This window comes from Terasakiispira papahanaumokuakeensis (genome assembly GCF_001709345.1).
Lineage (GTDB): Bacteria > Pseudomonadota > Gammaproteobacteria > Pseudomonadales > Halomonadaceae > Terasakiispira > Terasakiispira papahanaumokuakeensis.
On record NZ_MDTQ01000001.1, the window covers coordinates 2778405 to 2803302 of the forward strand.

Genomic DNA, 24898 nt, shown 5'->3' on the forward strand with positions numbered 1-24898 from the left:
TCACCCTTATATTGTTTGATTTTTTTGTAACAAATGTTTCTTTGGCGTCGAGATTGCTCCGCAGTTCAAGCGGCTTAAGTAGTCGGGATTAAGCGGCTCAAGAGGTTTCACAATAAGCCAATTCGATTCTCAAGCTTTCATGTTCATCACATTTTTGGACGCCAGAGTAGCCTGTACAACCAGACACACACTTCCTAACACCACGCTTCCTCACTCTGGAAAATCTGGCCTATAACGGCCTCACTAGGTACACGAGCGGATAAGATTTCTAACGAGAAAGGCACCACGGATATTGTCAGCATCGACATGAATCTTCATACCGAAGCACTACAAATTTTCTTTTTTAGCTTGGCTCATCCTGGGATCACCACGACCACTTTATTTTGAGTTGGGCTGGACACACGGAGAATACAGGCAACCCTCTGAAGCCCTTGCTTGAACGTCACCTCCCATTGCTTACATTTTCATATTATTAAAAGCTAGCAAAAGAGACTCATCGAATGACAACAAGTTCAGCAGAACAATATTAATCAAAGTCAGGCCGATACTTGGCTAAAAAGCAAGAGCATAAACAGGATTCTGATTTTGTAAAATATCACTTTAACCAACATGCATTATTGCTGTTAAAAATTTACCTCTCAGCGCAACATAAATTTCTGCGCAACCAAGTGACAAGTCCCTCATGAGGTTCCTTTACATGGGCTGAAGATTTTAAAGTCATCGGCGTCACATTGCTTGGAGACTGGCTAAATTCAGATAGAACATATAAAAGTTACTCATAACCAACCATCTCCTCTATTAACACCAACATTTTCTTGACCCAATCTAATCCAGGATAAGCTTATGAGATCCATACTCAATTTAATCGGAAGAGATCAGAACTTATTTGACAAAGATATTGCTAACAATGATAAACAACTATCTGAAACGGTAAAAAACTCGCGTTTTCTAGTGCTCGGAGGCGCGGGCTCCATCGGCCAAGCAGTCACAAAAGAAATCTTCAAACGGTCACCTCAGAAACTACATGTCATTGACATTAACGAAAACAACCTAGTCGAGCTGGTACGAGACATAAGAAGCGAGTTCGGCTATATCAGTGGGGAATTCCAAACATTTTCAATTGATATCGGGTCAACTGAATACGATGCCTTCTTCAAAGCAGACGGACACTATGATTTCATTTTAAATTTATCAGCACTGAAGCATGTTCGGAGTGAGAAGGACCCCTATACATTAATGCGCATGATTAATGTAAACATACTCAATACAGAAAAAACACTTAAACAAGCTATAGAGTCAGGCGTCAAAAAATATTTTTGCGTATCAACAGATAAAGCTGCCAACCCTGTCAATATGATGGGAGCGTCAAAGCGAATAATGGAAATGGTTATCATCAAAAATAGCGATAGCATTAACGTATCTACAGCAAGATTTGCTAACGTTGCTTTCTCTGATGGATCATTACTTCATGGATTTAATCAACGCATAGAAAAAAAACAACCTATTGTAGCCCCCCAGGATATCAAGCGTTATTTCATAACTCCAAAAGAAGCGGGAGAGCTTTGTTTAATGTCCTGTATTTTTGGTGAAAACAGAGAAATATTTTTCCCCAAACCGAGTAGCAAATTGAGTCTGATATCCTTTTCAGAGATAGCTCATAGATATCTGAAAGAGAAAAACCTAGAACCCATTTATTGTCATAACGAAGATGAAGCACGCACCATAGCAAAAACATTAAAAGACAATAAAAAATGGCCTTGCCTGTTTGCCAACAGCGATACCACAGGAGAAAAAGAGTTCGAGGAATTTTATACTGATGCAGAAAAAATCAATATGGAAAAATTTGAAAGCATCGGCACCATAGATAACGAGCTAAATATCGACAACGAGCAGTTAAAAGATTTCAAAAACTCGATTATAAAAATGCAAAAAGAACTTACCTGGAGCAAAAAGGAAATATTGGAACTATTCACCAAAATCATACCAGAGTTCCAACATAGAGAAACAGGAAAATATCTAGACAACAAAATGTGAGAGCGCCGTGAATAAAGAATTGATCGAATTCATTAGAGACCACTACAAAACAAAAGATTTTATACCCTTACATGAACCTAGCTTTGATCACCGAGAAGAAGAGTATGTATTAGAGACGATTAAATCTACATTCGTATCAAGCGTAGGGACTCATGTAGATAGCTTAGAAAAAAAAATAGCTGGATATACAGGTTCACCCGCAGCTGTCGCCACTGTCAATGGCTCTTCGGCACTTCATATCGCCTTAAAATTAGCTGGGGTTAAGCATAATGATTTAGTGATCACACAGCCACTAACCTTTGTTGCGACATGCAATGCAATTACTTATTGCGGTGCAAGCCCCATATTCATTGATGTTGACAAGAATACATTGGGAATGTCCCCCACCGCATTGGATACTTGGTTAAGTGATCATGCTTATATCGATCCAGATAACTTATGTAGGACCATAAAAGAGGACAAAGTAATTCGAGCATGCCTTCCCATGCACACTTTTGGACATCCCGCTGATCTTGATGGATTAAATGAGGTAGCAAGGCGCTGGAAATTAATACTGGTAGAAGATGCAGCCGAATCATTGGGTAGTTTTTATAAAGGGCGTCATACGGGGACAATTGGAACCTTAGGCATACTGAGCTTTAATGGAAATAAAATAATTACAACTGGCGGCGGTGGAATGATTCTGAGCAATAACTCAATAGCCAAAAAAGCCAAACACCTCACGACCACAGCGAAAACACAGCATCACTTTGAATACAATCATGACGAAATTGGCTACAACTACAGGCTGCCCAACTTAAATGCAGCACTGGGCTGCGGACAGCTAGAAAAGATAGAGAAACTAATAGAATCAAAGAGATCGCTTGCAGGTAAGTATAACACATTATTCAAAAATTCATCCATTCAGTTCATCACTGAGCCTCCACAGTGCCGCTCGAATTACTGGCTAAACAGCATAATCTGCGAGGACCAAGAACAAAGAGATGAATTACTCGAATTCACCCACAAAAACTCGGTAATGACCCGCCCTATTTGGAGGCTGATGAATTATTTACCGATGTATAAGCATTGCTTACGGGGTAGTTTAAAAAATGCTGAATGGCTTGAGCAAAGAGTTGTTTGTTTACCAAGCAGTGCGCAACTAGGAGAACAAGATTGAAAACAATTGCGATCTTCACTGGTACTCGTGCTGAATACGGACTACTTTATTGGCTAATAAAAGAAATTGAAAAAGATTCCACGCTTGAGCTCAAGCTTATCGTCAGTGGCATGCACCTATCCCCAGAGTTTGGTCATACAGTAGATGAAATAGAAAATGATGGTTTTCTCATTCACGAGAAAATTGAAATGCTGCTTTCATCATCAAGCGAAATAGGCATTGCAAAATCTATTGGACTTGGAGTGATTAGTTTTGCAGATGCACTCAATCGATTAAAGCCAGATTGTTTAGTGATTCTCGGGGACCGATTTGAGGCTTTGTCAGTAGCACAAACCGCAATGCTACTTCGGATTCCCATAGCACATCTACATGGTGGTGAAATTACGGAAGGGGCAATAGATGAATCTATTCGCCACTCAATCACCAAAATGGCTCAATTACACTTTACTAGCACAGAGATATACCGTAATAGAGTTATTCAATTAGGGGAAAACCCAGAAAGAGTTTTTAATGTAGGTGCTCTCGCGATAGAAAACATAAAAAGATTGCCTCTTATCAGCCAGCCAGAGCTTGAAGCATCATTAAACTTTAGCTTAGGAGACAGCTCAATACTGGTTACATACCACCCAGTAACACTAGATGAAAACGGCGGTATAGAAACTCTTAAAAACCTCATTGGAGCTATTGATGCACTAGATAAAGAAATAAAAATAGTGATCACCTCACCCAATGCAGATGCACACGGAAGAGACTTTATAGACCTAATCAAAGAATTCACTTCTAAAAACAAAGAACGAGTATTTTTCACATCATCACTAGGTAAAACCAGGTATTTAAGCCTAGTCAAGATATGCAAAGCTGTCGTAGGCAATTCATCTAGCGGCATTTTTGAAGCACCAGCACTAAAAACGCCTTCAGTTAATATAGGGGAAAGACAAAGAGGAAGATTGCAGCCTAAATCTGTAATACAAAGCGGTGAAAGCAAAGAAGAAATAGAAGACGCCATCAAACAAGCAATTTCAAAAAAACAGCAAATAGCAAGCGATCCCTGCTGTGATTTTTATGGTGAGGGTCACGCAAGTCAAAAAATAATCAAAACATTAAAAGAAACCAATTTAAACCAATTAACAACAAAAAAATTCTATGACCTCCCCAAGCCTTAAAACAACAGAAAAAACCATCAAACTGTTAACTTGATACGTTATTCTTAATACAAGCCAAACTCATGACCAGATACATCATGTCCACGACTTATCAAACAATCATTCATTGAAGGATGAGATGGCTAACCTAGTAGCTACCTTGTATACCCAACTCATTCTTTGAAACATTACCCAGTATCTTTTGGCCCCAAAGAGCTGACCGTACGTAAGTGTAAGGATAATGATCTACGAACATGTAGCCGCATTATTTTCATTTCCGTTCAGACCAAGTGAACACTGAGCAGCGGGCTTTGGTAGAGTCGAATCATCCGCCATTGCTTTACTCTAAGGATGGTCATGAACTGTCATAAAATGAAATCGCTGGAATGTTTTCTCAATACCAGCATCAAAAAAATCAAAACATAAAATTAATTACAACATTGAAGACCAAATAAAAAATCACTCACATCAAACTCTAAAAGCAGCATAGACCCAAAGTTCTTAATCGAAGGAAACATTAATGGCCATCTTTATAATTGCTGAAGCAGGTGTAAACCATAACGGAAGCAAATCCAAAGCATTAGAACTGATAGAGGTCGCAGCGAAGGCTGGTGCAGATGCCATCAAATTTCAAACATTTAATGCAGAGCGCTTAGCCACTAAAAATATCTCTAAAGCTAATTATCAAAACAAAACAACCAGTCGCTCAGAATCACAGTTAGACATGTTAAAAAGACTAGAGCTGCCCGTCGACTGGCATTATGAGCTAAAGCAAAGAGCCACTGAGTTAGGAATCGAATTTTTATCTACAGCATTTGATACCGAAAGCTTAAATTTTCTCGAAAGTTTAGACCTACCTTTTTATAAAATTCCATCTGGTGAAATAACGAATGGCCCCCTGTTACTTGAATTTGCTAAGACGGGAAAAAAAACCATCTTATCGACAGGAATGTCAACACTAGGAGAAGTAGAACAAGCATTAGCCATTTTATCATGGGGATATAAATATCAAGAAGCTCCAAATAAATTATCAGATATATGGCGACACTGGTCTTCTAAAGAAGCCACAGCAATCATAAAAGAAAAAGTATCGCTTTTACATTGTACATCTGAATATCCTGCAGCAATGGAAGAAGTCAATTTAAAGGCAATGGACATGCTTTCAAATTCTTTTTCACTGCCTGTGGGTTATTCAGATCACACAGAAGGTTCACTGATATCAATTGCCGCTGCAGCCCGAGGTGCAGTCATTATAGAGAAGCACTTCACACTAGACCGTGAATTACCTGGCCCAGATCATAAGGCATCCATCAATCCAACAGAGTTAAATCAGCTGGTGGCCTCAATACGTAATATAGAAATAGCCTTAGGGGATGGTCAAAAGCGCCCTCAACCAAGTGAGTTGGAAAATAGGTCAAAAACACGACAAACTATTATTGCAAAATCAAATATATCAAATGGAGAAATCTTCACAGATCAAAATTTGACCACCGCCAGAGCCGGTGCTGGTGAGTACCCAGTACAGATATGGGACAAATTTAAAACAAGGTCAAATCGAAAATATAACAAAGGAGATATCATTGAATCTTAATGAGGAAACACTAATACTGATCGGAGCAGGCGGCCATGCCAAAGTCATCATTGATACATTAAAAGATCAAAATATAAACATCAACGGTATCGTCGATCCAAAGCTATCAAAAACACAATCTTTTTGGCGGAACATTGAAGTGCTAGGCGATGATCATTGGCTGATGAGACAATCACCAGAAAAAACAAAGCTGATCAATGGAGTAGGATCTTTGCCTGGCCACACAATCAGAGAAAATATATTCAATCGCTTCAAATCTTCAGGCTTTGAGTTTATTTCGGTTATACATTCAAGCGCAATAATAGGATCAGGTGTTGTAATAGAAGAAGGCTGTCACATCATGGCTGGAGCCATTATTCAAGCTGACTGCAACATAGGAGAAAATACAATTATAAACACAGGAGCTCAAATAGATCATGATTGCAAAATAGGTAATAATGTACACATCGCGCCTGGAGCGATTTTATCAGGTTCAATCACTGTTGGGGACCAATCACACATTGGCTGCGGCGCGACTCTTATACAAGGCATCGAAATAGGCAGACAATCAATAGTTGCTGCTGGAACCACGGTGGTCAAATCGATATCCAGCAACTCAAAAATCATCGCCCCGAAACCACACATAATAAAACAATAACTGCAACTATCAAAAAATAAAATCATATAGCGACTCTCCAAAATCATCACAATTATATCGTCCATTCAATAACTCAGTACTTGCCTAATCGTGTATCAATATCATCAGGACATCATTATGATCACCGTCACAGTATGATAGCCAATATGACGCCTATATTCATAATACGCTTGGGAGTCTGTCGTTTATGGGAATAACCACACTCCACACACCTTGAGCGAAGCCATACGGTGGCATGCAAGGAACTAGTCTGAAAATCAGTCTCTCGTGAGCCCGGATAAAAGGCCGTTTAAACCAGGCAAACGGTAAACGACTCAAGGGGTGGTTCTATCGACCTGGACAAGGAAGCACTATACGTGATCCATGTGTAGCAACATCAATAACACGGAAAATAACGGCGCAAGCTAAGTAGCTTAAGAAAATTCGGTTCAGGACGACATAAAAACCGGCTATCACGTTGGGTAGCTGCATGAATCGCACCTCCCTCTGGACATTGTGCGTTAGTGATTGCCAAGGATGAGGCAACCCTCCCACAAAGCTTTATGCATGACGTCCTAAGCCCAACGTTGCTGGCTAGTTGAAGCGATCAATAGTCATCTATGCAATAGAAATATCGAGAAGACTGATTGAAAAACCATATTAATAAATGCAAGTCACGAAAAATCAATCAATGCTTTTCAAGTAATGACAACATCAGAAGCATTGAGAATGGATGTGAAAGCTTACTTTTAAACACATATGACTTTTTTAAACACATATGACTTCCTCTCATCCATATAAAAACTGCCCTTATTATAAATTATTCAACATAGAACCATTAATAAACCTCATCACACCCTCAATCATCAAACCCTAAACTCAACGGCTATGAGAAATCTTATGAAAGCCTGGCGAAATACATTAACATCACCGTCAACTCCATTGAAAGAAGCCATCAAGAAAATGGATAAGTCGGCACAACAAATATTAATCATAGTCAATAAAAAAGAAGAACTATTAGGCACTGTCACGGATGGAGACATAAGAAGATCTTTAATCAATGAAATCAACTTAGAAATACCTATTTCAGAAATAATGAATAAAAACCCTCATTCTGCCAAACCAGAATGGGGGAAAAACAAAATAATCAAATTCATGGAAGAACATAGTATATCTCAAGTGCCAATTGTAGATCAAAACGGGATAGTCATTGGCATTAAAAACCTGCGCAACTTACTCAACACAACCTCAAAAGAAAACCCCGTTTTTATCATGGCGGGAGGATTTGGCAAGCGTCTACACCCTTTAACGAAGGACTGCCCAAAACCCTTATTAAAAATTGGTAAAAAACCAATACTAGAAATAATACTAGAGAGCTTTATTGAAGCTGGATTTTATAATTTCTTTATTTCCACTCATTACATGCCCGAAAAAATACAGGATTATTTTGGAGATGGGAGCAATTGGGGGGTTACTATCAACTACATCCATGAGGAACAACCTTTAGGTACGGCGGGAGCTCTTGGATTGCTCCCAAAAGACAAGATAAATTCACCTCTTTTTATGATCAATGGTGATATATTGACAAACCTTGACTACCACTCACTGCTCAAAGAACACATAGAAAATAACAGTGATATTACTGTGTGTGTACGTCAACATGAATATCAGATACCTTATGGTATCATTGAGTCAGAAGACACAAAGATCATATCCATAAAAGAAAAACCAACATATAAATTCGATGTCAATGCAGGCATTTACTTAATATCTCCAAACATTATAAAAAACGCTCCCTCTAATAAGAAGATGGACATGCCAGAACTCATAAAAGAAAATATAAAATCCAAGAAAAAAATCAACTTATTCAAACTCAATGACTATTGGCTTGACATCGGTAGAATGGATGATTTCAAGCAAGCCCAATCTGATATTATCGAGTTTTTCTCATGAGTGCTTTTACACATAAAAATTTAGCGATAATACCTGCACGCTCGGGAAGCAAGAGGCTTCCCAAAAAAAATACAAAGAATCTCAATGGAAAGCCTCTCATCAAATGGACAATTGACTTAGCTAAGCAGGTGAATGAAATAGACTTGACTGCCATTACCAGTGACAGCTCTGAAATACTCACAATGGCCTCACAGGAAAATTGTATCACCATACAGCGCCCAGACTATCTCGCCTCAGATACAGCATCAACATTTGATACTTTGCTCCATACAATAGAGCATCTAGCCAATACTGGAATATATCCAGAGAATATCTTACTGCTTCAACCAACATCACCGTTAAGATCTAAAGAAGATATAGAAAATAGTTTAAGTTTGCTGGACGAAAAAGAAGCGGATAGTATTATCAGCGTATGTCCCAGTGATCACCCTCCTTTTTGGAGTAACACGTTAAAATCAGACTTGAGCATGGACTCTTTTCTCGAGAATGACATCCCAAACCAGTCAAAAAAGTACTATAGATTAAATGGGGCAATATACTTAACAAAAACATCACTCCTAATAAAAAACAAAGGTTTTTTTATGCCCAACTCTTTTGCTTATATAATGCCACAAGAACGCTCAATTGATATCGACACATCACTTGATTTTGAATTTTGCGACTTCATGTTAAAAAGAAGGCAGAACTAAATGAACTTAACATATTACAAGTCAGATCAGTTTGCTGAACTAATATCGAGAAAAACATTTTGCGGATTTAATGCTTGGAAAAGACTTATGACATGGTCTGATGTCGATGATCATTTTATAGAGTTTTTAGATTGCTGGTTAAAAAACATTGCACCTTTTTATCATTCCGATGAAAAAGATGCAGAAAAACCATCTATCGAAGGCCTCTTAGAAAATCATTTTGAATATCTCTATCCGGCGCAATTCATTCTCAGGTTAACACAAATAGCAGATCTTGAGCGCCAAAGCTGGTTATTATCATCAATAAATACTCGCCAGCAACAAATATTGCTTGAGTGGATCGCTGACAGCCATCATGATTTTTTGAAAGGGTTTATTGCTGACAACTGGTCACAAGAATTACCTAAAGACATCGTCACATATGAAGGTGTTGATATCACAAGCCCATTGAGAAGTTACATCTTTCAACAGTTATCGAATCATAGCAAAAAACTTTCAAAAAAGCTCAGGTAAAATCATGAAGAAAGAAGCTATTATATCCACTTTGCTAGATCGTCACCTAGCAGTACTCGATGGTGTGCTTGCTTATCATAAGATGGAGATTATATCTCCAGATTTATTCGCATCAAGTCACATGCCATTAGCCACATTTCACGAAGTCAATGTCATCAATATAGAATCAACTTTAGATGAGAGTGATTACGAGGACATTGAAAATGAGGCAAAAAAGCTTATCCACTTATACCAAAAAAATAGTAAAAGCATTGAGCCTTGGCTTATAGAAAATCAAGGCTCAGTTGCTTGCATTTCAACTATAGAGAATGTCTTAAAAGAAAGGCTATCGTACATAATCAAGATAATAAAAGGACTCAACAAACTCAACAATGAATATGATATAAAAGCAGTTATTGTAAATCAAGAATACATGAAATCTGAAGCCACATTGATTCAGTGGGCGAAAACAAACAACATACCGTCAATTCACTTTTGTCATAGCCCCTATATTGCCAGAAATTTAGGCTCCATTAGGCATTTCCTTAGTGACCATCTGACACTTGCATCGGAGCGGTGCAAAGAAACACTGGATGACCTGAACACAGGTAAAGGTGAAAGACATATCACGGGAATGATCAATTGGGACACTTATAGAGATATAAAAAACACCGACAAAAAAGACATTATTGATTCTCTAGAAATACCAGAAGATAGTTTAATTGTCAGTTTCTTCACGACCTACGCTGTATTAGAAAATGCAACCTCTGATATCGAAACACACCAAAAATCAATTGACGCATTCATGGAAGCAGCGGCTTTCATAAATAAAAACTCAAATAAAAAAGTCTTCTTTATCATAAAAGACAGACCGTCTGGAACCTACTTTTCTAAGCAAAATGTACTCAAAAAAGCTGAAAAACTTGGACTCTCTAATAACTTTGCTTATATTTTTGAGCGTCCAGAACGAATCATTCTAATTTCTGATATTGTCATCTCATCTGGATCCAGTATTTCAGTTGAAAGTATGGCGTTAGGAAAGGCCACAATAGAGCTAGTGTCGCGGCAAGTTTTTCTAGGAGGATTAATTTTCTCCGCTGAAGATGGTGTTATACAGTGCGAAGCGTCAACACTGAAAGATGAGCTTTTAACTCTCGTAGAAAAACCCAAGTACAGGGAACACCTTGAACACCAAGGATACATCAATGATTATTTTAATGAAATGACCAAACAGTGTCTTGCGACACAAAACTCTGCACATACACTTTTAAAAACAATAGGGAAAAATGAAGAGTCTCAAAAGCTGCTGGCGGATACGGATTTTTACTCCAAAATAAATATCAAGGCGACCGACTCACGTTTCAACAAAAGGGATAACTTCTTAATTTGGCGAGCAAGAACACAAATTAACCCCCTTACCGGCCAATTAATGGGCGAAAGCTATAATAGCTGGGCAACAAAACCGACCTTTCATTTGATTATCATTGCCTATCAACATCTTTTTAGCGCACTGGCCGACACGCTAGATAGTCTCGAACAGCAGTTTTATCCTCATTTTGGGGTATCCATTATCAGCCCATCCCCCTGCCCTATCATTGAGTTAAACAAAAAAGAAAACATAGAGTGGATTCAGAGAGAAACACCAGAAAAAAATATCAATGAAATCATAAACAATGTCGAATCAGACTGGGTCATTCAAATAACGCCAGGAGACAACGTACAACCTCAGGCTCTTTTCAACCTGGCAGATTATGCAAATTTAAATCCAAAATGGCTCGCCATTTATGGTGATGAAACCATTCTTAGAGAAAGAAATAGCGATGAACAACTGGGGGATGAAGAATCTCACTTTGATGATAGTTTGCAAGTGACCCCACTATTCAAGCCCGACTTTAATATAGACTTATTTCGTGCCACAGATTACATCAGCAGGTTCATTGCGTTTAAAAGAAGTGCAATCAAAGAGTTAGGAGGCTTTCAACCTTTACCCTATAGAGCAGCTGAAGACCTCATATTCAGACTACATGATAGTAAAGATGAAAACTGCATAGGACACATTCCCCAAATCCTATTGTATAGATCAAAACACATTGATTCTTTCAAAAACTTTAAAGAGAATGAAATACTAGGGTTTAATATAAGAAATGAACATTTAAAGAGAATCGGTTATCAAGACAGCAAAGTCTTACCGGGACTTTACAGCTCAATATACAATATCAGATATTTTTCTGACACCCCCAAAGCATCAGTAGATATGCTCATCCCCAGCAAAGAGTTAGACGAACAGCTATTGAAAAGTCTTTCCACTTTGCAAGAACAAGGTAAGTCAGGCTGGCCTGACAATATCATTATTGCGACATGCGCTTCCTCGCATGAAGTCAAACAATGGGTCGACACGAATAAAATAGAAAAACTTCCAATTAATTCTATAACCATAAGTGATTGGAATGGACCTGTTGATGCCTTACAGCATTCTTTATCATTAAGTGATTCAGAATATTTAATTTTGGCTAGTAGTGAGCTTAGATGGGTACAAGAAAACTGGTTATCTCCATTACTCGATCAGCTGCAAAGGCCGGAAGTTGCTGCAGCGGCACCACGTTTGGTCTCATCTCAAGCTGAAATCATAAGTGCCGGGCAAATTCTTGGTAAGGATGGACTCCTTGGTGATTTATATCGAAACTTTTTTCTTGAGCAAGAACTTGATGTACTCCCTCGAGCATGGTGCGAACAAAGCTTAAACTCACTTAACCCTAACTGTATTGCTATAAAGAGAGAAGTCATCGATAAGCTAAATGGATTCAACTTAAACTACAAAGGGCTGTTGGCAATCAATCACTTGCAACTAGAGTCTCGAGTATTAGCCCAAAAACTCATCTGGACACCTTTAAGCACAGTAGTTCAGATTGAGAATTCGAATTACATCAATCAAGCCTCAATAGATGAAAAAAAATACTTCAAACAAAATTGGTTTAAAGCACTCATCAACGACCCTTGTTTCAACAAAAATTTGGAATTAAAAAACTCTGGATTAGAGCCTGACACCATTCTATCAAGTTCGTGGCATCCAACTTACTTACAACGACCACGAATATTAAAAATAATGTATAACATAAACAAATATCAGAGAAGCGACTTCGAGGAGATAGAAAAAGTAATTGCCTTAGTAGAGCAATCAGAGAAAGTACAAACAATGTCATACCTGTACGATGACAACCATCAAAAACAAAAAATATCTTCAATAGAAATCGCACGAACGATGCCAAGTTTATGCTTATATGCCGGCGAAGTGCCTAGTGATGAAAGTATAATCCAAGACATTGCGTCATATACAGAAGTAAAGCAATGGGCTTTCATCAGAAACAAAAAAGAATTAAACTATTGGCACCAATCAATGAAGTACCTAACCGGCATCATCACAGACAACCAAGCACTATTAGAATCAGAAAAGAACAACCCAGACAGTCTTTTTGTATTTTTTGACAAGACAAAAACCAATTATTCAAAATGCCGCTGGCTAGAGGATGAAATTTTAAATATATTACCCTAATTTATCGATAGGTGGATAGCATAACTAAGAGCAACACAAGCTAATGAATACTGCAGAAGCACCTGCTGGATTTATTTATCCAAATATCAGTTAAGAGTCGTATTGATCTCGAATGTTGAACTGAAGCACCGTGGAGCCCAATTCGTTCTCACTGAATATCGGCAAACATATCCGCTTCACTAGAAGCTAGTGCAGAATAGCATCAATGCTCTCGTTGGTTGCACACTGTCAGAAATGTGGGGGGCGGTGCGATTTAAATCGCGCCGCCCATTTTTCATCATTGTCACAATGTCTATCCATACCAAGTGACTTCATGACATGGAGTTTAGCATCACAGTAGGATCCCACAGCCGAGCGCCAAACAATCCAGGCCAGTAACAATGGGCACCTCAAGAATGTGTAAGCGATCCACTACGCCCAAGTCATGCAGTTTATCCATGAAGGTGGCCGCCTTCATGGGACTGCCGTTATCGGAGTGCAGCACCAGGGACTTTTTCTGAGAAGCCAGGTGTTCACGCCAGTAGGCTTTCTCAATGAACTCACTCGCCAGCTTACCCGCTTCACTGTCTTAGACCTCATGGCCCACAATCTTGCGGCTGTAGACGTCCAGCATCAGGTATAAGTAGAACCAGGTTCCTCGCGTTGGCCCAGGCAACCAGGAGTATCCCAGGCCCATAGCCGGTTCACCTCAGAGGCTTTATGCGTCGTCGCCTGACGTTTGCGCTCAGGCGTTTTCTGGCGCCCCCTGAGGTGAATCTGATCATAGTCACGCAGGACCCGGTAAAAGGTCGATTCCGAGGCCAGGTAACGGCCCCGATCCAACTGATCCGCGACAATAAATGCCGGCGGACAGCTTCGGTATTCTGGCTGGTTGCAAAGCGACGCCACAACTACCTTTTCAGCCCGGGCTTTTTCCTTGCGCCGCAGCTCGAATTGTAAGCGGTCCACAAACCCCATCTTTCGGGCTTGATTCCACATACGACAGACTGGTGGCTCTCATCATAAAGTAGAACACCATGACCGACTTCAATAAAGAGAAGACATGTTTTACACCCTTATTCAGATAGCTACCGACAAGGAGCGCTAGCATTTCCTGATCGTATCAGCGCGGCTACAACAACTCGTGAACTGGACATACATTCGTGCCAGCTTTAATCAGTGCCGCTCCCAAGCCCAACGGCAACAAGACACTTTGGAACGAGAGCGGTGGTTAGCTGAAGAGAATGCCCTCAGAAGAGGCAACGAGCCGAAACCAATGAAGAATTGGCTACCACAAACAATGGCGTGAGGAACAAGGCGAAGAGCATGAAGTGAGGTACACCTTCATCCAGCGTCATCAACAGGCTTTCAGCGTTTAACGCATGTGCCATGTTCTTGACGATGCGTGAAGCGGCGACTACAACGCTTGGTAACAGCACGAAAGCGAGCTTTGATTGCTTACATCCTCACGCAACAAGGGAAGGAACTCTCAACATAATCGCCATACCACTGTCCGTAGAGAAAAAGATTAAAGGTTCCTGGATACTCGCCGATAAGGTATTTGTCAGCAAAAACCAATCTTGTAAGGAGCACTACCATGGCTATGGTAATCAACACTAACATTGCATCAATCAACGGCCGTAACGCCCTAAGCGCTACTCAAAAAGATCAAGAAACTACTTTCAACCGTTTGTCTACTGGTCTGCGTATCAACTCAGCGAAAGATGATGCGGCTGGTCTATACTTGTCTGAAAGTCAGACTAAAGACATCCGTGGCCTGAATATGGCAACCCGTAACGCTAATGATGGCATTTCTCTCGCTCAAACCGCTGAAGGCGCGTTGGATCAAATCACTTCCAACATGCAGCGCATCAACGAACTGGCCACCCAGTCTGCGAACGGAACTTACAACACTGCTGCTCGCTCAGGCATGCAGCAAGAAGTTAACGCCTTGACTCAAGAAATTGCGCGTATTGTTGAGACAACTGAGTTCAATGGTAAAACACTGTTGAATTCATCTGCTGAATCACTCGATATGCAGGTAGGTTTCAAAAATAACTCTGCATCTCGCGTCAGCGTCGGGATGTCTGGTGGCCTATCTGCGGCTCTAAATACTGCAAACAATACCGCCATTGGGGCGATTGTAGCCGGTGGCTTGAATGGTACTGCTATTATCGATATCAGTACTCAGACTGCGGCTCAAAGTGCGATTTCTATGAGCCGTACTGCGATTGATGGTATCTCATCAGTTCGCGCAGACTTCGGTGCTGCAATGAACCGGTTTGATGCTGTTATCTCAGGTAACGAAACCTATAGTTCTAACTTGAATGCAGCACGTAGCCGTATTCGTGATGCTGACTTTGCAGAAGAAACTGCGAACTTGGCTAAACAGCAGGTTCTACAGCAAGCAGGTGTTGCAGCACTTGGACAAGCTAACTCGTCTTCACAGGTTGTTCTGAGTCTGCTGTAATAGACACTTAAGCAAATGTGTACACAACCAGTACCGGGCAGAGCCCGGTACTGGTTTCACAGGAGCCTATTATGACCAGTTCCTCTCTTAATAACGCGTTATCTGGCACGATGGCTCAAGAGAACTTGAGGTCTACTGCTCAACGTGCCTCTCACGAAAAGACCCCGTCCCCTCACTCGCCTAAAGATGTCGATCAACTCAAAAGTACTGAACGGGTAGATACAGAGGCGATGCGCACCCAGGGGCATCTTGAACAGCAGACTCGTAACGCACCTCAGCATCATGACATAAAGCATGACCCAAGCGATGGCCAGAAGGCCAGTGCTCTCGCAAGCGACACTCCGCAAGCCCTGGAAGCACAAGAAGACGAAGTGAGTGAGGAACAGGCGCCCAAACTGGCCCAACAACTATCTGAACTCAACAATGTGATGTACGCTTTAAATCGTAAAATCAAATTTGAAATAGACGATACAACTGAAGCTCTCATTGTAAGGGTCATCAATAAAGAGACGAATGAGATCATTCGTCAATACCCAAAAGATGAAATCTTAGAACGCATGGAACGTCTGCTAGAAGGCGATACCGGTTCGTTTTCAGCCGAGATCGAATAAACGAAAAGTGAGGTTAGCATCATGTCAACGGTAGGCAACTCAGCAGGCATAAAGTTTTCAGGGCTAGGCTCAGGCTTGGATGTTGAAGCAATTGTAGATGCAACAGTCCAAGCTGAGTCTATGCAGCTCGAAAGGCTGAAAGAAGAGAAAAATTTTACTGACACTCAAATTAGCGACTATGGCAAAGTTTCGACCATGCTCGATCAGTTACAAACGACCATGGATAAACTGACCGGTGCAGACAATTTTGCCTTATTAAAATCATCGACTAGCAACGAAAACCTCTTTTCGATTGCAGCAGACCGAGAAGATGGCGCTCAATCAGGCACTTATGATATCCAAGTCATTGACGAAGCTCGTCAATATAAATCTGTCAGCCAATCAGCAGCCAAAGATGACAGCTTTACGGGTACATTATCCATCAAAAATGCTGATGGTTCAGATACCTTAGCGGATATTGATCTGTCTGGAGGAAAATCTCTTGAACAGATTCGAGCAGCCATCAACGCCAATGAAGACCTTAAAGGGAAAGTGACGGCTAGCATCGTACAAGAAGGCAACGGTCAACAACGCCTCATTCTCAAATCAGCTGAGACGGGCGAAGAAAACCGTCTCACGGTTGATTATAGCGGCGTCTCTGGCGCAGGACTGAGTGAAGATAGCACCTTATCATCAGATGCGAGCAGCCTTGATGCGAAAATCAAGGTAGATGGTATAGAAGCAACCAGCAGCACGAATACTTTTGATAATGTCATTTCAGGTGTCACCATTACGCTGAATGACGGTGCCTCGCTACAATCTGACAAGCAAGGCACTGCACGCGTCGCCCGAGACGACGAGCAAATTAAAAGCAACATTGAAGATTTTGTAAATAGTTACAATGAAGTGGTTAAATTCCTTAATCAAGCAAAAAATAAGGAAACCTCTTTAGGCAAAGAAACAACAATTCGGAGTATTGAGACAGCCTTGAGAAGTGTCATCAGTGCACCTGCTGGTAGTGATCCGAACAATTGGGAAAACTATTTGGGCTCTCTTGGGATTACCACGGACCCAGGCGCACCAGGAGACACTTTAGATCCAAACCGGGGCACGCTGAAGTTAGATTCAGAAGAACTACAGAAAGCCCTTGAGAGTGACTTCGACCAAGTCGCTTTTGTTTTAGGTGACCCTGATACAGGATATGCGTCTCGTTTAGCTAAAATCGCTGAACAAATGACCAGTACAACGGTTGATTCTGAAGGAAGAATACAAAAGGGTTTGATTGAGATTCGAACTGAAGGTCTGACTAAAAATAGCACTCGAATCGCTGAAAGAATAACCAAGGAACAAGAACGCCTCGATGCTTTAGAGGCGCGTCTTTATACAAAGTTTAATTCAATAGAAAGCTTGACCGCTAATTTGAATTCAACCGCATCTTACATCGGTGGTCAAATAAGTAGTCTGCCGGGTTATACACGATAGTTCAACCCAATAGTGTATCGTTTAATTGGTAAGTATAGAATAACAAGGGCGCTCAATAGCGCCCTTGTTATATACAGTTGGAGAAAGTAATGAGTTATCAAAAGCGCTTACTAGGGGTGCAACAGTACGTTAGAGGAAGTGCTGAATCTCAAGTGAGAGATGCAAGCCCCTATCAACTAATCCTTATGTTAATGGATTCGGCCTTAGGACGACTGGCAGCTGCACGAGGCGCTATTGAGCGCCAAGATGAGCCATTAATGGCGCAGTCATTACAAAAAGCCCAAGCGATTATTAACGAACTTCGTAATGTATTGGATTTCGAGCAAGGCGGTGAAGTGGCACAAAATCTACATGATCTTTATGACTACTTTGGTCAGCAAATTGCCAAAGCCGCTGCACAGAAGAAAGCCGAGCCTATCAACGAAGTGGTCCGATTATTTCAGCCCCTCCGCGATAGCTGGGTCGAAATACGTAATGAAGCTGAAAAGGCCCTCATGGAAAGGGATCAAGAGTAAGATAAAACTGGCACAGAGATTGCAACTCTAAAAAGCAAGGCGAATGACCGATCAAAAAGGTTAAGCCCGATAAGGCGTGCTGCGATAACAACGGCAAGACCCTGCCGGTTTTGGCAAAGCCATGCCGTAGCACAAGACTGAAGTAGCTAAGGAGTTCATAACATGGCACTGGTACTCAATACCAATATCGCGGCAATCAATGGCCAGCGAAATCTTTCAAAAACCCAAGCGGATCAAGCCACAACATTTAATCGTCTATCTACTGGGCTGCGCATTAACTCAGCTAAAGACGATGCTGCGGGCTTGTATCTCGCCGAGAGTCAAACTAAAGATATTCGTGGCCTCAATATGGCAACCCGCAACGCGAGTGACGGTATTTCTATGTCACAAACCGCTGAAGGAGCTTTAGACCAGATCACATCCAACCTGCAGCGTATCAATGAACTCGCCATTCAGTCGGCTAACGGCACCTACGACACTGCGGCACGAGAAGGTATTCAGAAAGAAGTTGATGGTCTAACCCAAGAAATTGCGCGTATAGTAGAAACAACAGAGTTTAACGGAAAGAAACTACTAAACACTGCCGCAACCAAAACAACATTACAAGTCGGCTTTAAGAATGACTCTGCATCTCAAGTTGATGTAGGCTTGTCTGGTGGTCTTTCTGCCGCACTCGATGCAGCGGGCTTCGGTACAGCAATCGGTCGTATAATTTCTGGTGGGTTGGTTGGCACTGGTATTATAGATTTATCGACCCAAACTGCGGCACGAAGTGCCATTGACTTTAGCCGAAACGATATTAATGGAATCTCTCGTTTACGCGCAAACTTTGGTGCTGCCATGAATCGCTTTGAGGCAGTGATTTCAGGCAACCAAACTTATAGCGAAAACTTACAAGCTGCGCGCAGTCGTATTCAGGATGCAGACTTTGCTGAAGAAACGTCAAAACTGGCTAAGCAACAAGTACTCCAGCAAGCAGGTGTTTCTGTACTAAGTCAGGCCAATGCCTCAAGTCAGACCATTCTTGGACTACTACAGTAAGTATATTAAAGAGGTTGTTTCATGCCACGCGCCAAAACGTTGCGTCAGATCCAGCAGGCTGCTGCCCAATATTCACAACAGGTGCAGGGGAACCGACACCTTCGTGAAGAAGTTAAGCAGGCCAATCCATATCAGCTGATCAAGATGCTTTATGCTGCCCTAGAGTCTCATTTGGATGCTGGGCTCAGCGCTTTGGAGCGTGGCGACACCGTGTCGGCGACTCGCTGTTTGGATAAAGCCCACTCAAGTATTAACTACTTAAGAGCATGTTTGAGCCCTGAGTTTTACCCTGAGTTATATGAAACACTGGACGCCCTCTACGACTACATGGGACAACGACTTGTTACTGCCCGACTTAAGCATGAGGTGGCAGCCGTGCAAGAGGTGCAAGAGCTTCTAAGACCACTACAAGAAGCTTGGGTTGAGGTTGAAACCACTGCTGACGAGCTATATAAAGATTTTGTTCCCGCGGATTACGACTCACTTTCGGAGTCAGGTTAATGCCAAGTGAACGGATGCATCATGACGATTTTGAAAAGGCGTTATCGGCGCTTATCAACGTCAGTGAAGCGCTCAAGGAAAAGATCAAGTCTGAGGATCTCACCAAGGCCGTTGAGCTCTCCGGAGCGCGCGACCAAATAGCCCATCAGCTTTTTGCTCTACCTTGGTCAGAATCTAAAGTACAGCAACATCATTCTAAATTAGAAATAATCGACCAACTTGATCGAGAGATCACCTCGGTTGCAGCAGCATTTAAAGCTGAGGTTGAGCAGCAAATCAAAGACGTTCAGGCCGAAAAAAAAGACCTATCAGAACAAATGCGTCAGTTATCAAAAGGACAAAGTGCTATTAACGCATATGATAAAGCACGAAAAGCTTTTCGATAATTCCATAGCAGGTCAAAGCGCTGAGTAACCTCCACAGTCCCTTTTATAAGTACCATAAAAAAGCCCTCTAGAGAGGGCATTTTTATGGCTTCAAAGATCACATTTTAGACATCGATTCAGACATAGTTAAAGAGTGAAAGCCCCTGAATCTGGCCAAAAGCCTGTTGACTCGCCTGTAACGACATCTGCTGCACTTTAAATTGGCTAATCGCTTCAGCGTAATCTAGATCTTCTAAATTCGAAATGCTCTTTTTAGCGAAAGAAACAAAGTCTTCATTTGAGGATTTTAAAGAGCTTATAGTACTCTGTCTTGCCCCAACCTCAGAACGAGCCTGTAGCGCTTGATCAAAAGCAACATCAATATCATCAATACTTTTGCGGATCATCTCCTTATCCACAACCTGATTAGTACCATTTCCGGTTGCATCAACAAGTTGCTTAACCGCCCCCATCATATTTGAAGGCAAGAGATTACCGCTGTCATCACGAAACTCTAATAAATTACCGGCTTCATCCTTCAGGTTCTCGAAGGCTTTAGCGCCTGTCACATTAGCGGGCGTAAACACATCATCACTCACCTGTAATTCTCGTTCGATATCATCACCTTGAAAACTCAAACCTGAATAGGCTTTTTGGTCCCCTTGGGAACCTGCAAAGATATACTCATCAGTTTCATTTTGAGTATTCACTAAGCCTTGTAGCTGGTTCAACAACTCTTTAGCTTCAACGCCCGCCGCTTTAATTTGGTCATCGCTGTACTGATCACTACCAAGCTGTATCGCTAGCTCTTTTAACCGATTCAATACATCACCCGTTTGATCGAGTACAGATTCGGTTAAATCTAAGTTTTTATCAGCGTAATCAGCATTTCTATTATATTGCTCAACAATAGATTGGCGTGTTTTGGTATTAAGGCTTTGTGCCGATGCCACGGGATCATCAGCAGGAGTCAGAACCCGTTTTCCGGAACTGAGTTGATCATAAGTGCTGTTCATCTTCGAGTAGGTCGACAACATATTGTCTCGACTACTGTAAAACATCTGAGCTGTAGAGAGCCTCATAATCTCAAATCCTCCAAACAGTTATCGACCGATACTCAAGATAGCGTTGAATGTTGTTTGGGCAGCGGCAATGACTTGTGCAGCGGCCTGATAGGCTTGCTGGAATTTGACCAAGTTAGCCGCTTCCTCATCCATATTAACACCAGAAATAGACTCTCTTAATTGTGTCGACTGGCCGAGAATGGCATTATTGGTTTCGTTAGTGATTCGAGCTTGACTCGTTTTATTGCCCACAAATTCCACAAGCTGACTGTACGACTCTTGCAGCGAGCTGCCCCCACCATCACTAGCATCAACTAATTTATCTCTTTGCAAGCCTGCTAGCTCTAAACCATTGGCATTACCAGACTTACCCTCTGGCATGAGGGACCATGAATCCCCAGCAGCGGCAGAGTCAAAATTGATGCTCAAAACCTGGGTAGAGCCATCCCCCATATCAACGTTAAACACAGTATTACCTGTACCAGCACCGGCAACAGTGACGGTTTGATCAAGCCCGTTGGCATCAACATAAGAAAGCGTATAGTCAGTACCATCATAGCTAATTTCGCCAGAAGGAATGATATCCGTCGCCTGGGTGACAGCGGCTGAACCAGTCGTCCCTTGACTCCCTTGAATCAACTCACCGCCGTCAAACGAGCGCGAAAAAGTCCAGTTATCGCTATCATTACTTGCTGCTAAGGCACCCCCGGTATAATTCATTTCGAGGGTCTCGCCAGAAGTTAGGGTGAAATTCAGTGTTGCAGGCGTAGAACCGACAGCAGCATCAACAGTCACGCTTTGACTGACGCCATCTTGATCGGTGTACTCAAGTACAAATCCGCCAGTCCCCGCGGTACCAGCAGAATCATCATAGGTAATCTTAGCATTATCGGGAATATTCGTAATATCGCTCGCAGCGGTGAAATCAAGCGTAATGGCATTAGTAGCATCATTACTGCTATTGGCAACAACTTCAGACGACGTCAATGATAAACTGTCGTTATTACCGCCCCGCAAAGCGATTTTATTAATATCTTTGATCACCGTTTCAAGTTGGCTTGCCCCGCTGCGTGCAGGACTGATCATAAACTTATCTGCTGCATTCTCACTGCCGAGTCCATTAGGAATCGAGACTTCAAAACCTAAATCATTACCTGAGCTATCGGTAAACGTTAAATAATCATTCGGGTGATCGGCATCAGCCGCATTCGCTGCCACATTATACTGCGTGCCATCTAAACCTCTTAACGTATAGTTGCCGGCACCATCACCTTGTAGCACGTATTCATCTGTCGATAATGCACTAAGATCTGTTAGAGCCACCTGAAGCTTCCCTGCTCCTGGGCCTGCTCCGTTTGTTTGGAAGCCATTCGCTCGAGACTGCATAAAATCGATAGAATTAATATCTTTAAAGAAATCACCGCCAAGCGCATCATTCAGATCTTTACCTTGCTGATGCTGTTCATTAAAAGCATCTGCAAAAACCATCGCAGTACGCCCTAACTCATTTAAAGAACGATCTAAAACATTTTCGCGGAATCGGAGTAACCCACCTAACTCACCACCTGTGAGCAACTGGTTGACAACTTGAGAAGACCCCGCCGGATCTCTAAACACAACGTCATGACGACCAATATCACCTTGTCCAGTCTGAACAGCCATCCGCTGCGCATCCCCACCCAATACTAAGGGCTGTCCTTTACCAATCATGACATTGATGCTATTACCATCTTGTTCAACAACATCGACGTCGACATACTCAGACAGTTCACGCAACTTTTCATCACGAGAGTCAAGCAAGTCATTAGGTGGGTTGCCCGCCCCCTTACCATAAGCGGCAACAATTTCATCATTCAACTTGGCAATAGAAGATGACAGCTCATTGACGCGATCTACGATAGAACTTAATTGGGTATTAATCGCATCATTCTGCTCCATCATACGATCATAAGCCGTTTGAAAACGCTGCGTCATTCCCGTTGCAGTTGATAACACCAACTCTCTTGCAGGCTTAGATAGCGGGTCATTAGCAGCTGTTTGAAGCGCATCAAAGAAATCATTCAGCGCATTGCCTGGTGCAGAACTGTCATTTGCCAATAGGTTATCTATTTGGGAAATATTCTCTAAATAAATCTCTGCTTCCTTAGCTCTGCTCGTATCAACACGGACTTGATCTACCGCATATTTGTCGACAACGCGATTAATTACTTCCGTTCTAGAGCCACTCCCCATCGCACCATAACCGTGATAACTGGCCGAGTTCGTCACTTGTTCAGCACGTTGGCGAGAATATCCTGGCGTATCAATATTGCTAATATTATGGCCAGTTACTGTCAAATTATTGCGGCTTGATCGAATCCCAGTCAATCCAATATTCAGTAAATCAGCCATAATCGTATCCTTATAATGGTTGTACGCTCAAAGTGCGCACAAAACTACTTATATTATTTAACAATCAACATCAACAAGACTAACAACTTTAAACGAGCATCAAATCATGACGCATTTTGATACCCCATCATTCTAATATTTGATTTGCCCCATTCGATGCTGTTTGATCTTTTAAATCATTAATAGTCTGATTGAATGGATCACTATCGAGTATTTTCAAAATTTTATTGGCATATTGTGGATCAGTTGCATATCCAGAGCGCTGTAAGCCATGGGTATAAGCATGAGCATTATCGGCTTCCTGTAACGCAGCCTCATAACGTGGGTTGCTTAACAAAAAATCAGCATAATCACGCATGCTTTCTTCAAACGATCCATAAGCACGAAAAGCAGCCTGCTCTTGCTGAGGTTGCCCATTTCGAAATTCCAACGTATTGACGTTGGCTGATTCGCCAGCCCATCGTGAATCAGCCTTAATACCAAAGAGATTAAAGCTATTACGACCATCCTCACGAGGAATCATGTAACGCCCCCACCCCGTTTCCAATGCCGATTGCGCTAACATGACTTTGGGGTCGACACCCAGTGTTTTGGCCACTTTTTCAGCGACAGGGTAAAGCGACCTCACGAAATCTTCTGGACTCTCAAAATAGGCTCTTTTTTCCGCACTATTTCCATCGACCCCAAGCGGCTGCTCGCCTGCAGCCAATAGCGGTGGACGTATTCCTTCAATATCTTGAGTTTCTAATGTATAGGTAGGCAAGGTATGAGGCATGGCAGTACTTGTCATACGTCGAGCCTGAAGCGCCTGCTGAATGTGATCAGCGGCCGCCGCGATATCGGCCTCAGAAGCATCACGTTTAAGCAATTGCGACACTTCAGATGAAGGTTCATGGTCACCTGAAGCTTTATCACCTAACTGCTGAACAAGCGCTTGTGCAATCCCGAAGCCACCATGACCATGATCTTCAGCCAAAGCGACTGACATTTGCTCATCCATCATGCCTTGATAAAACTTCATCTGTTGCGAGCTGAAATAGCTGTTCTCGCCCGAAATCAGATCATTGGCATCACGTGCACTTTTCAGCACCATCTGAATGAAGAGTGCTTCGAATTGACGTGCCGTTTCTTGTAAGGCTTCTGGGCTATCGCCACCCTGTTTAAGCGACTGGAGTCCCTTCAAGTCATGATAACTCGAAGTTTGAAACTGAGTTTTTGGCAGCACACCACTTTTATCGCCCAGCATCTCACCGACCCCTTGAAGATAAACAACG

Annotated in this window: 20 protein-coding genes; 16 read left to right on the top strand and 4 right to left on the bottom strand. The window is 41.8% G+C overall.

Going from position 1 to position 24898, the window contains the following annotated elements; genetic code table 11:
• Nucleotides 1-843 precede the first annotated feature (843 nt).
• The 9 genes from BFW38_RS12115 (at nt 844) to BFW38_RS12155 (ending at nt 13226) form a co-directional block, all read left to right on the top strand.
• Nucleotides 844-2034 carry a UDP-N-acetylglucosamine 4,6-dehydratase gene (locus BFW38_RS12115; RefSeq protein WP_068999047.1) on the top strand — a complete coding sequence of 397 codons (1191 nt, stop codon included), beginning with the start codon at nt 844-846 and terminating at the stop codon, nt 2032-2034.
• Between the two features lie 7 nt (nt 2035-2041).
• Entirely contained in the window at nt 2042-3193 is a 1152-nt protein-coding gene (locus tag BFW38_RS12120; RefSeq protein ID WP_068999048.1) for a LegC family aminotransferase, read from the top strand.
• On the top strand, nt 3190-4356 hold the full coding sequence (neuC, locus tag BFW38_RS12125; protein WP_068999050.1) for a UDP-N-acetylglucosamine 2-epimerase: 1167 nt from the start codon (nt 3190-3192) through the stop codon (nt 4354-4356). The genes BFW38_RS12120 and neuC overlap by 4 nt, the downstream gene beginning before the upstream one ends.
• A 499-nt stretch (nt 4357-4855) precedes the next feature.
• A complete protein-coding gene (neuB, locus tag BFW38_RS12130; protein ID WP_068999052.1) occupies nt 4856-5926 on the top strand; it encodes an N-acetylneuraminate synthase in 1071 nt (356 codons plus the stop codon).
• Nucleotides 5916-6563, top strand: a complete 648-nt coding sequence (locus tag BFW38_RS12135; RefSeq protein WP_068999054.1) for an acetyltransferase — start codon at nt 5916-5918, stop codon at nt 6561-6563. Before neuB ends, BFW38_RS12135 begins: the two co-directional genes overlap by 11 nt.
• An 879-nt stretch (nt 6564-7442) precedes the next feature.
• Entirely contained in the window at nt 7443-8495 is a 1053-nt protein-coding gene (locus BFW38_RS12140; protein WP_068999055.1) for a nucleotidyltransferase family protein, read from the top strand.
• Nucleotides 8492-9184, top strand: a complete 693-nt coding sequence (locus BFW38_RS12145; RefSeq protein WP_068999057.1) for an acylneuraminate cytidylyltransferase family protein — start codon at nt 8492-8494, stop codon at nt 9182-9184. Before BFW38_RS12140 ends, BFW38_RS12145 begins: the two co-directional genes overlap by 4 nt.
• Nucleotides 9185-9271: 87 nt before the next feature.
• Nucleotides 9272-9697 carry a hypothetical protein gene (locus BFW38_RS12150; protein ID WP_068999059.1) on the top strand — a complete coding sequence of 142 codons (426 nt, stop codon included), beginning with the start codon at nt 9272-9274 and terminating at the stop codon, nt 9695-9697.
• 4 nt (nt 9698-9701) lie between these two features.
• A complete protein-coding gene (locus tag BFW38_RS12155) occupies nt 9702-13226 on the top strand; it encodes a glycosyltransferase family protein (RefSeq protein ID WP_068999061.1) in 3525 nt (1174 codons plus the stop codon).
• Between the two features lie 612 nt (nt 13227-13838).
• On the opposite strand, the gene BFW38_RS17765 is transcribed toward BFW38_RS12155, so the two are convergent.
• Entirely contained in the window at nt 13839-14174 is a 336-nt protein-coding gene (locus BFW38_RS17765) for a hypothetical protein (RefSeq protein ID WP_139116619.1), read from the bottom strand.
• 628 nt (nt 14175-14802) lie between these two features.
• Here BFW38_RS17765 and BFW38_RS12165 point away from each other — a divergent pair.
• The 7 genes from BFW38_RS12165 to BFW38_RS12195 all read left to right on the top strand — a co-directional run bounded on the left by BFW38_RS12165 (nt 14803) and on the right by BFW38_RS12195 (nt 20190).
• Nucleotides 14803-15675 carry a flagellin N-terminal helical domain-containing protein gene (locus BFW38_RS12165; protein ID WP_068999063.1) on the top strand — a complete coding sequence of 291 codons (873 nt, stop codon included), beginning with the start codon at nt 14803-14805 and terminating at the stop codon, nt 15673-15675.
• A 71-nt stretch (nt 15676-15746) separates the two neighbouring features.
• The gene (locus BFW38_RS12170; RefSeq protein ID WP_068999064.1) at nt 15747-16286 is read left to right on the top strand and encodes a flagellar protein FlaG; all 540 of its coding nucleotides are present in this window, start codon (nt 15747-15749) and stop codon (nt 16284-16286) included.
• A gap of 21 nt (nt 16287-16307) precedes the next feature.
• A complete protein-coding gene (fliD, locus tag BFW38_RS12175) occupies nt 16308-17747 on the top strand; it encodes a flagellar filament capping protein FliD (protein ID WP_068999066.1) in 1440 nt (479 codons plus the stop codon).
• Nucleotides 17748-17836: 89 nt separating this feature from the next.
• Nucleotides 17837-18262 carry a flagellar export chaperone FliS gene (gene fliS, locus BFW38_RS12180; protein WP_068999068.1) on the top strand — a complete coding sequence of 142 codons (426 nt, stop codon included), beginning with the start codon at nt 17837-17839 and terminating at the stop codon, nt 18260-18262.
• Nucleotides 18263-18424: 162 nt separating this feature from the next.
• On the top strand, nt 18425-19303 hold the full coding sequence (locus BFW38_RS12185; protein ID WP_068999070.1) for a flagellin N-terminal helical domain-containing protein: 879 nt from the start codon (nt 18425-18427) through the stop codon (nt 19301-19303).
• Between the two features lie 21 nt (nt 19304-19324).
• Nucleotides 19325-19804 (top strand): flagellar export chaperone FliS, encoded by a 480-nt coding sequence (gene fliS, locus BFW38_RS12190; protein ID WP_068999072.1) that lies wholly within the window; start codon nt 19325-19327, stop codon nt 19802-19804.
• Nucleotides 19804-20190 (top strand): hypothetical protein, encoded by a 387-nt coding sequence (locus tag BFW38_RS12195; RefSeq protein ID WP_068999074.1) that lies wholly within the window; start codon nt 19804-19806, stop codon nt 20188-20190. The genes fliS (BFW38_RS12190) and BFW38_RS12195 overlap by 1 nt, the downstream gene beginning before the upstream one ends.
• Nucleotides 20191-20306: 116 nt before the next feature.
• Here BFW38_RS12195 and flgL read toward each other — a convergent pair whose 3' ends face one another.
• From flgL to flgJ, 3 genes are all read right to left on the bottom strand, one after another.
• Nucleotides 20307-21251, bottom strand: coding sequence for a flagellar hook-associated protein FlgL (gene flgL / locus BFW38_RS12200; RefSeq protein WP_084004628.1), 945 nt, complete (start codon nt 21249-21251; stop codon nt 20307-20309).
• Between the two features lie 21 nt (nt 21252-21272).
• Nucleotides 21273-23624 (bottom strand): flagellar hook-associated protein FlgK, encoded by a 2352-nt coding sequence (gene flgK / locus BFW38_RS12205; protein WP_068999078.1) that lies wholly within the window; start codon nt 23622-23624, stop codon nt 21273-21275.
• 127 nt (nt 23625-23751) lie between these two features.
• Nucleotides 23752-24870, bottom strand: a complete 1119-nt coding sequence (gene flgJ / locus BFW38_RS12210) for a flagellar assembly peptidoglycan hydrolase FlgJ (RefSeq protein WP_068999080.1) — start codon at nt 24868-24870, stop codon at nt 23752-23754.
• Nucleotides 24871-24898 lie beyond the last annotated feature (28 nt).

Coding starts and splice junctions, on each gene's coding strand:
- BFW38_RS12115 (WP_068999047.1), top strand. CDS start 844: ATGAGATCCATACTCAATTTAATCGGAAGAGATCAGAACTTATTTGAC.
- neuB (WP_068999052.1), top strand. CDS start 4,856: ATGGCCATCTTTATAATTGCTGAAGCAGGTGTAAACCATAACGGAAGC.
- BFW38_RS12140 (WP_068999055.1), top strand. CDS start 7,443: ATGAAAGCCTGGCGAAATACATTAACATCACCGTCAACTCCATTGAAA.
- BFW38_RS12145 (WP_068999057.1), top strand. CDS start 8,492: ATGAGTGCTTTTACACATAAAAATTTAGCGATAATACCTGCACGCTCG.
- BFW38_RS12150 (WP_068999059.1), top strand. CDS start 9,272: ATGACATGGTCTGATGTCGATGATCATTTTATAGAGTTTTTAGATTGC.
- BFW38_RS12155 (WP_068999061.1), top strand. CDS start 9,702: ATGAAGAAAGAAGCTATTATATCCACTTTGCTAGATCGTCACCTAGCA.
- BFW38_RS12165 (WP_068999063.1), top strand. CDS start 14,803: ATGGCTATGGTAATCAACACTAACATTGCATCAATCAACGGCCGTAAC.
- BFW38_RS12170 (WP_068999064.1), top strand. CDS start 15,747: ATGACCAGTTCCTCTCTTAATAACGCGTTATCTGGCACGATGGCTCAA.
- fliD (WP_068999066.1), top strand. CDS start 16,308: ATGTCAACGGTAGGCAACTCAGCAGGCATAAAGTTTTCAGGGCTAGGC.
- fliS (WP_068999068.1), top strand. CDS start 17,837: ATGAGTTATCAAAAGCGCTTACTAGGGGTGCAACAGTACGTTAGAGGA.
- BFW38_RS12185 (WP_068999070.1), top strand. CDS start 18,425: ATGGCACTGGTACTCAATACCAATATCGCGGCAATCAATGGCCAGCGA.
- fliS (WP_068999072.1), top strand. CDS start 19,325: ATGCCACGCGCCAAAACGTTGCGTCAGATCCAGCAGGCTGCTGCCCAA.
- BFW38_RS12195 (WP_068999074.1), top strand. CDS start 19,804: ATGCCAAGTGAACGGATGCATCATGACGATTTTGAAAAGGCGTTATCG.
- flgL (WP_084004628.1), bottom strand. CDS start 21,251: ATGAGGCTCTCTACAGCTCAGATGTTTTACAGTAGTCGAGACAATATG.
- flgK (WP_068999078.1), bottom strand. CDS start 23,624: ATGGCTGATTTACTGAATATTGGATTGACTGGGATTCGATCAAGCCGC.
- flgJ (WP_068999080.1), bottom strand. CDS start 24,870: ATGCTGGGCGATAAAAGTGGTGTGCTGCCAAAAACTCAGTTTCAAACT.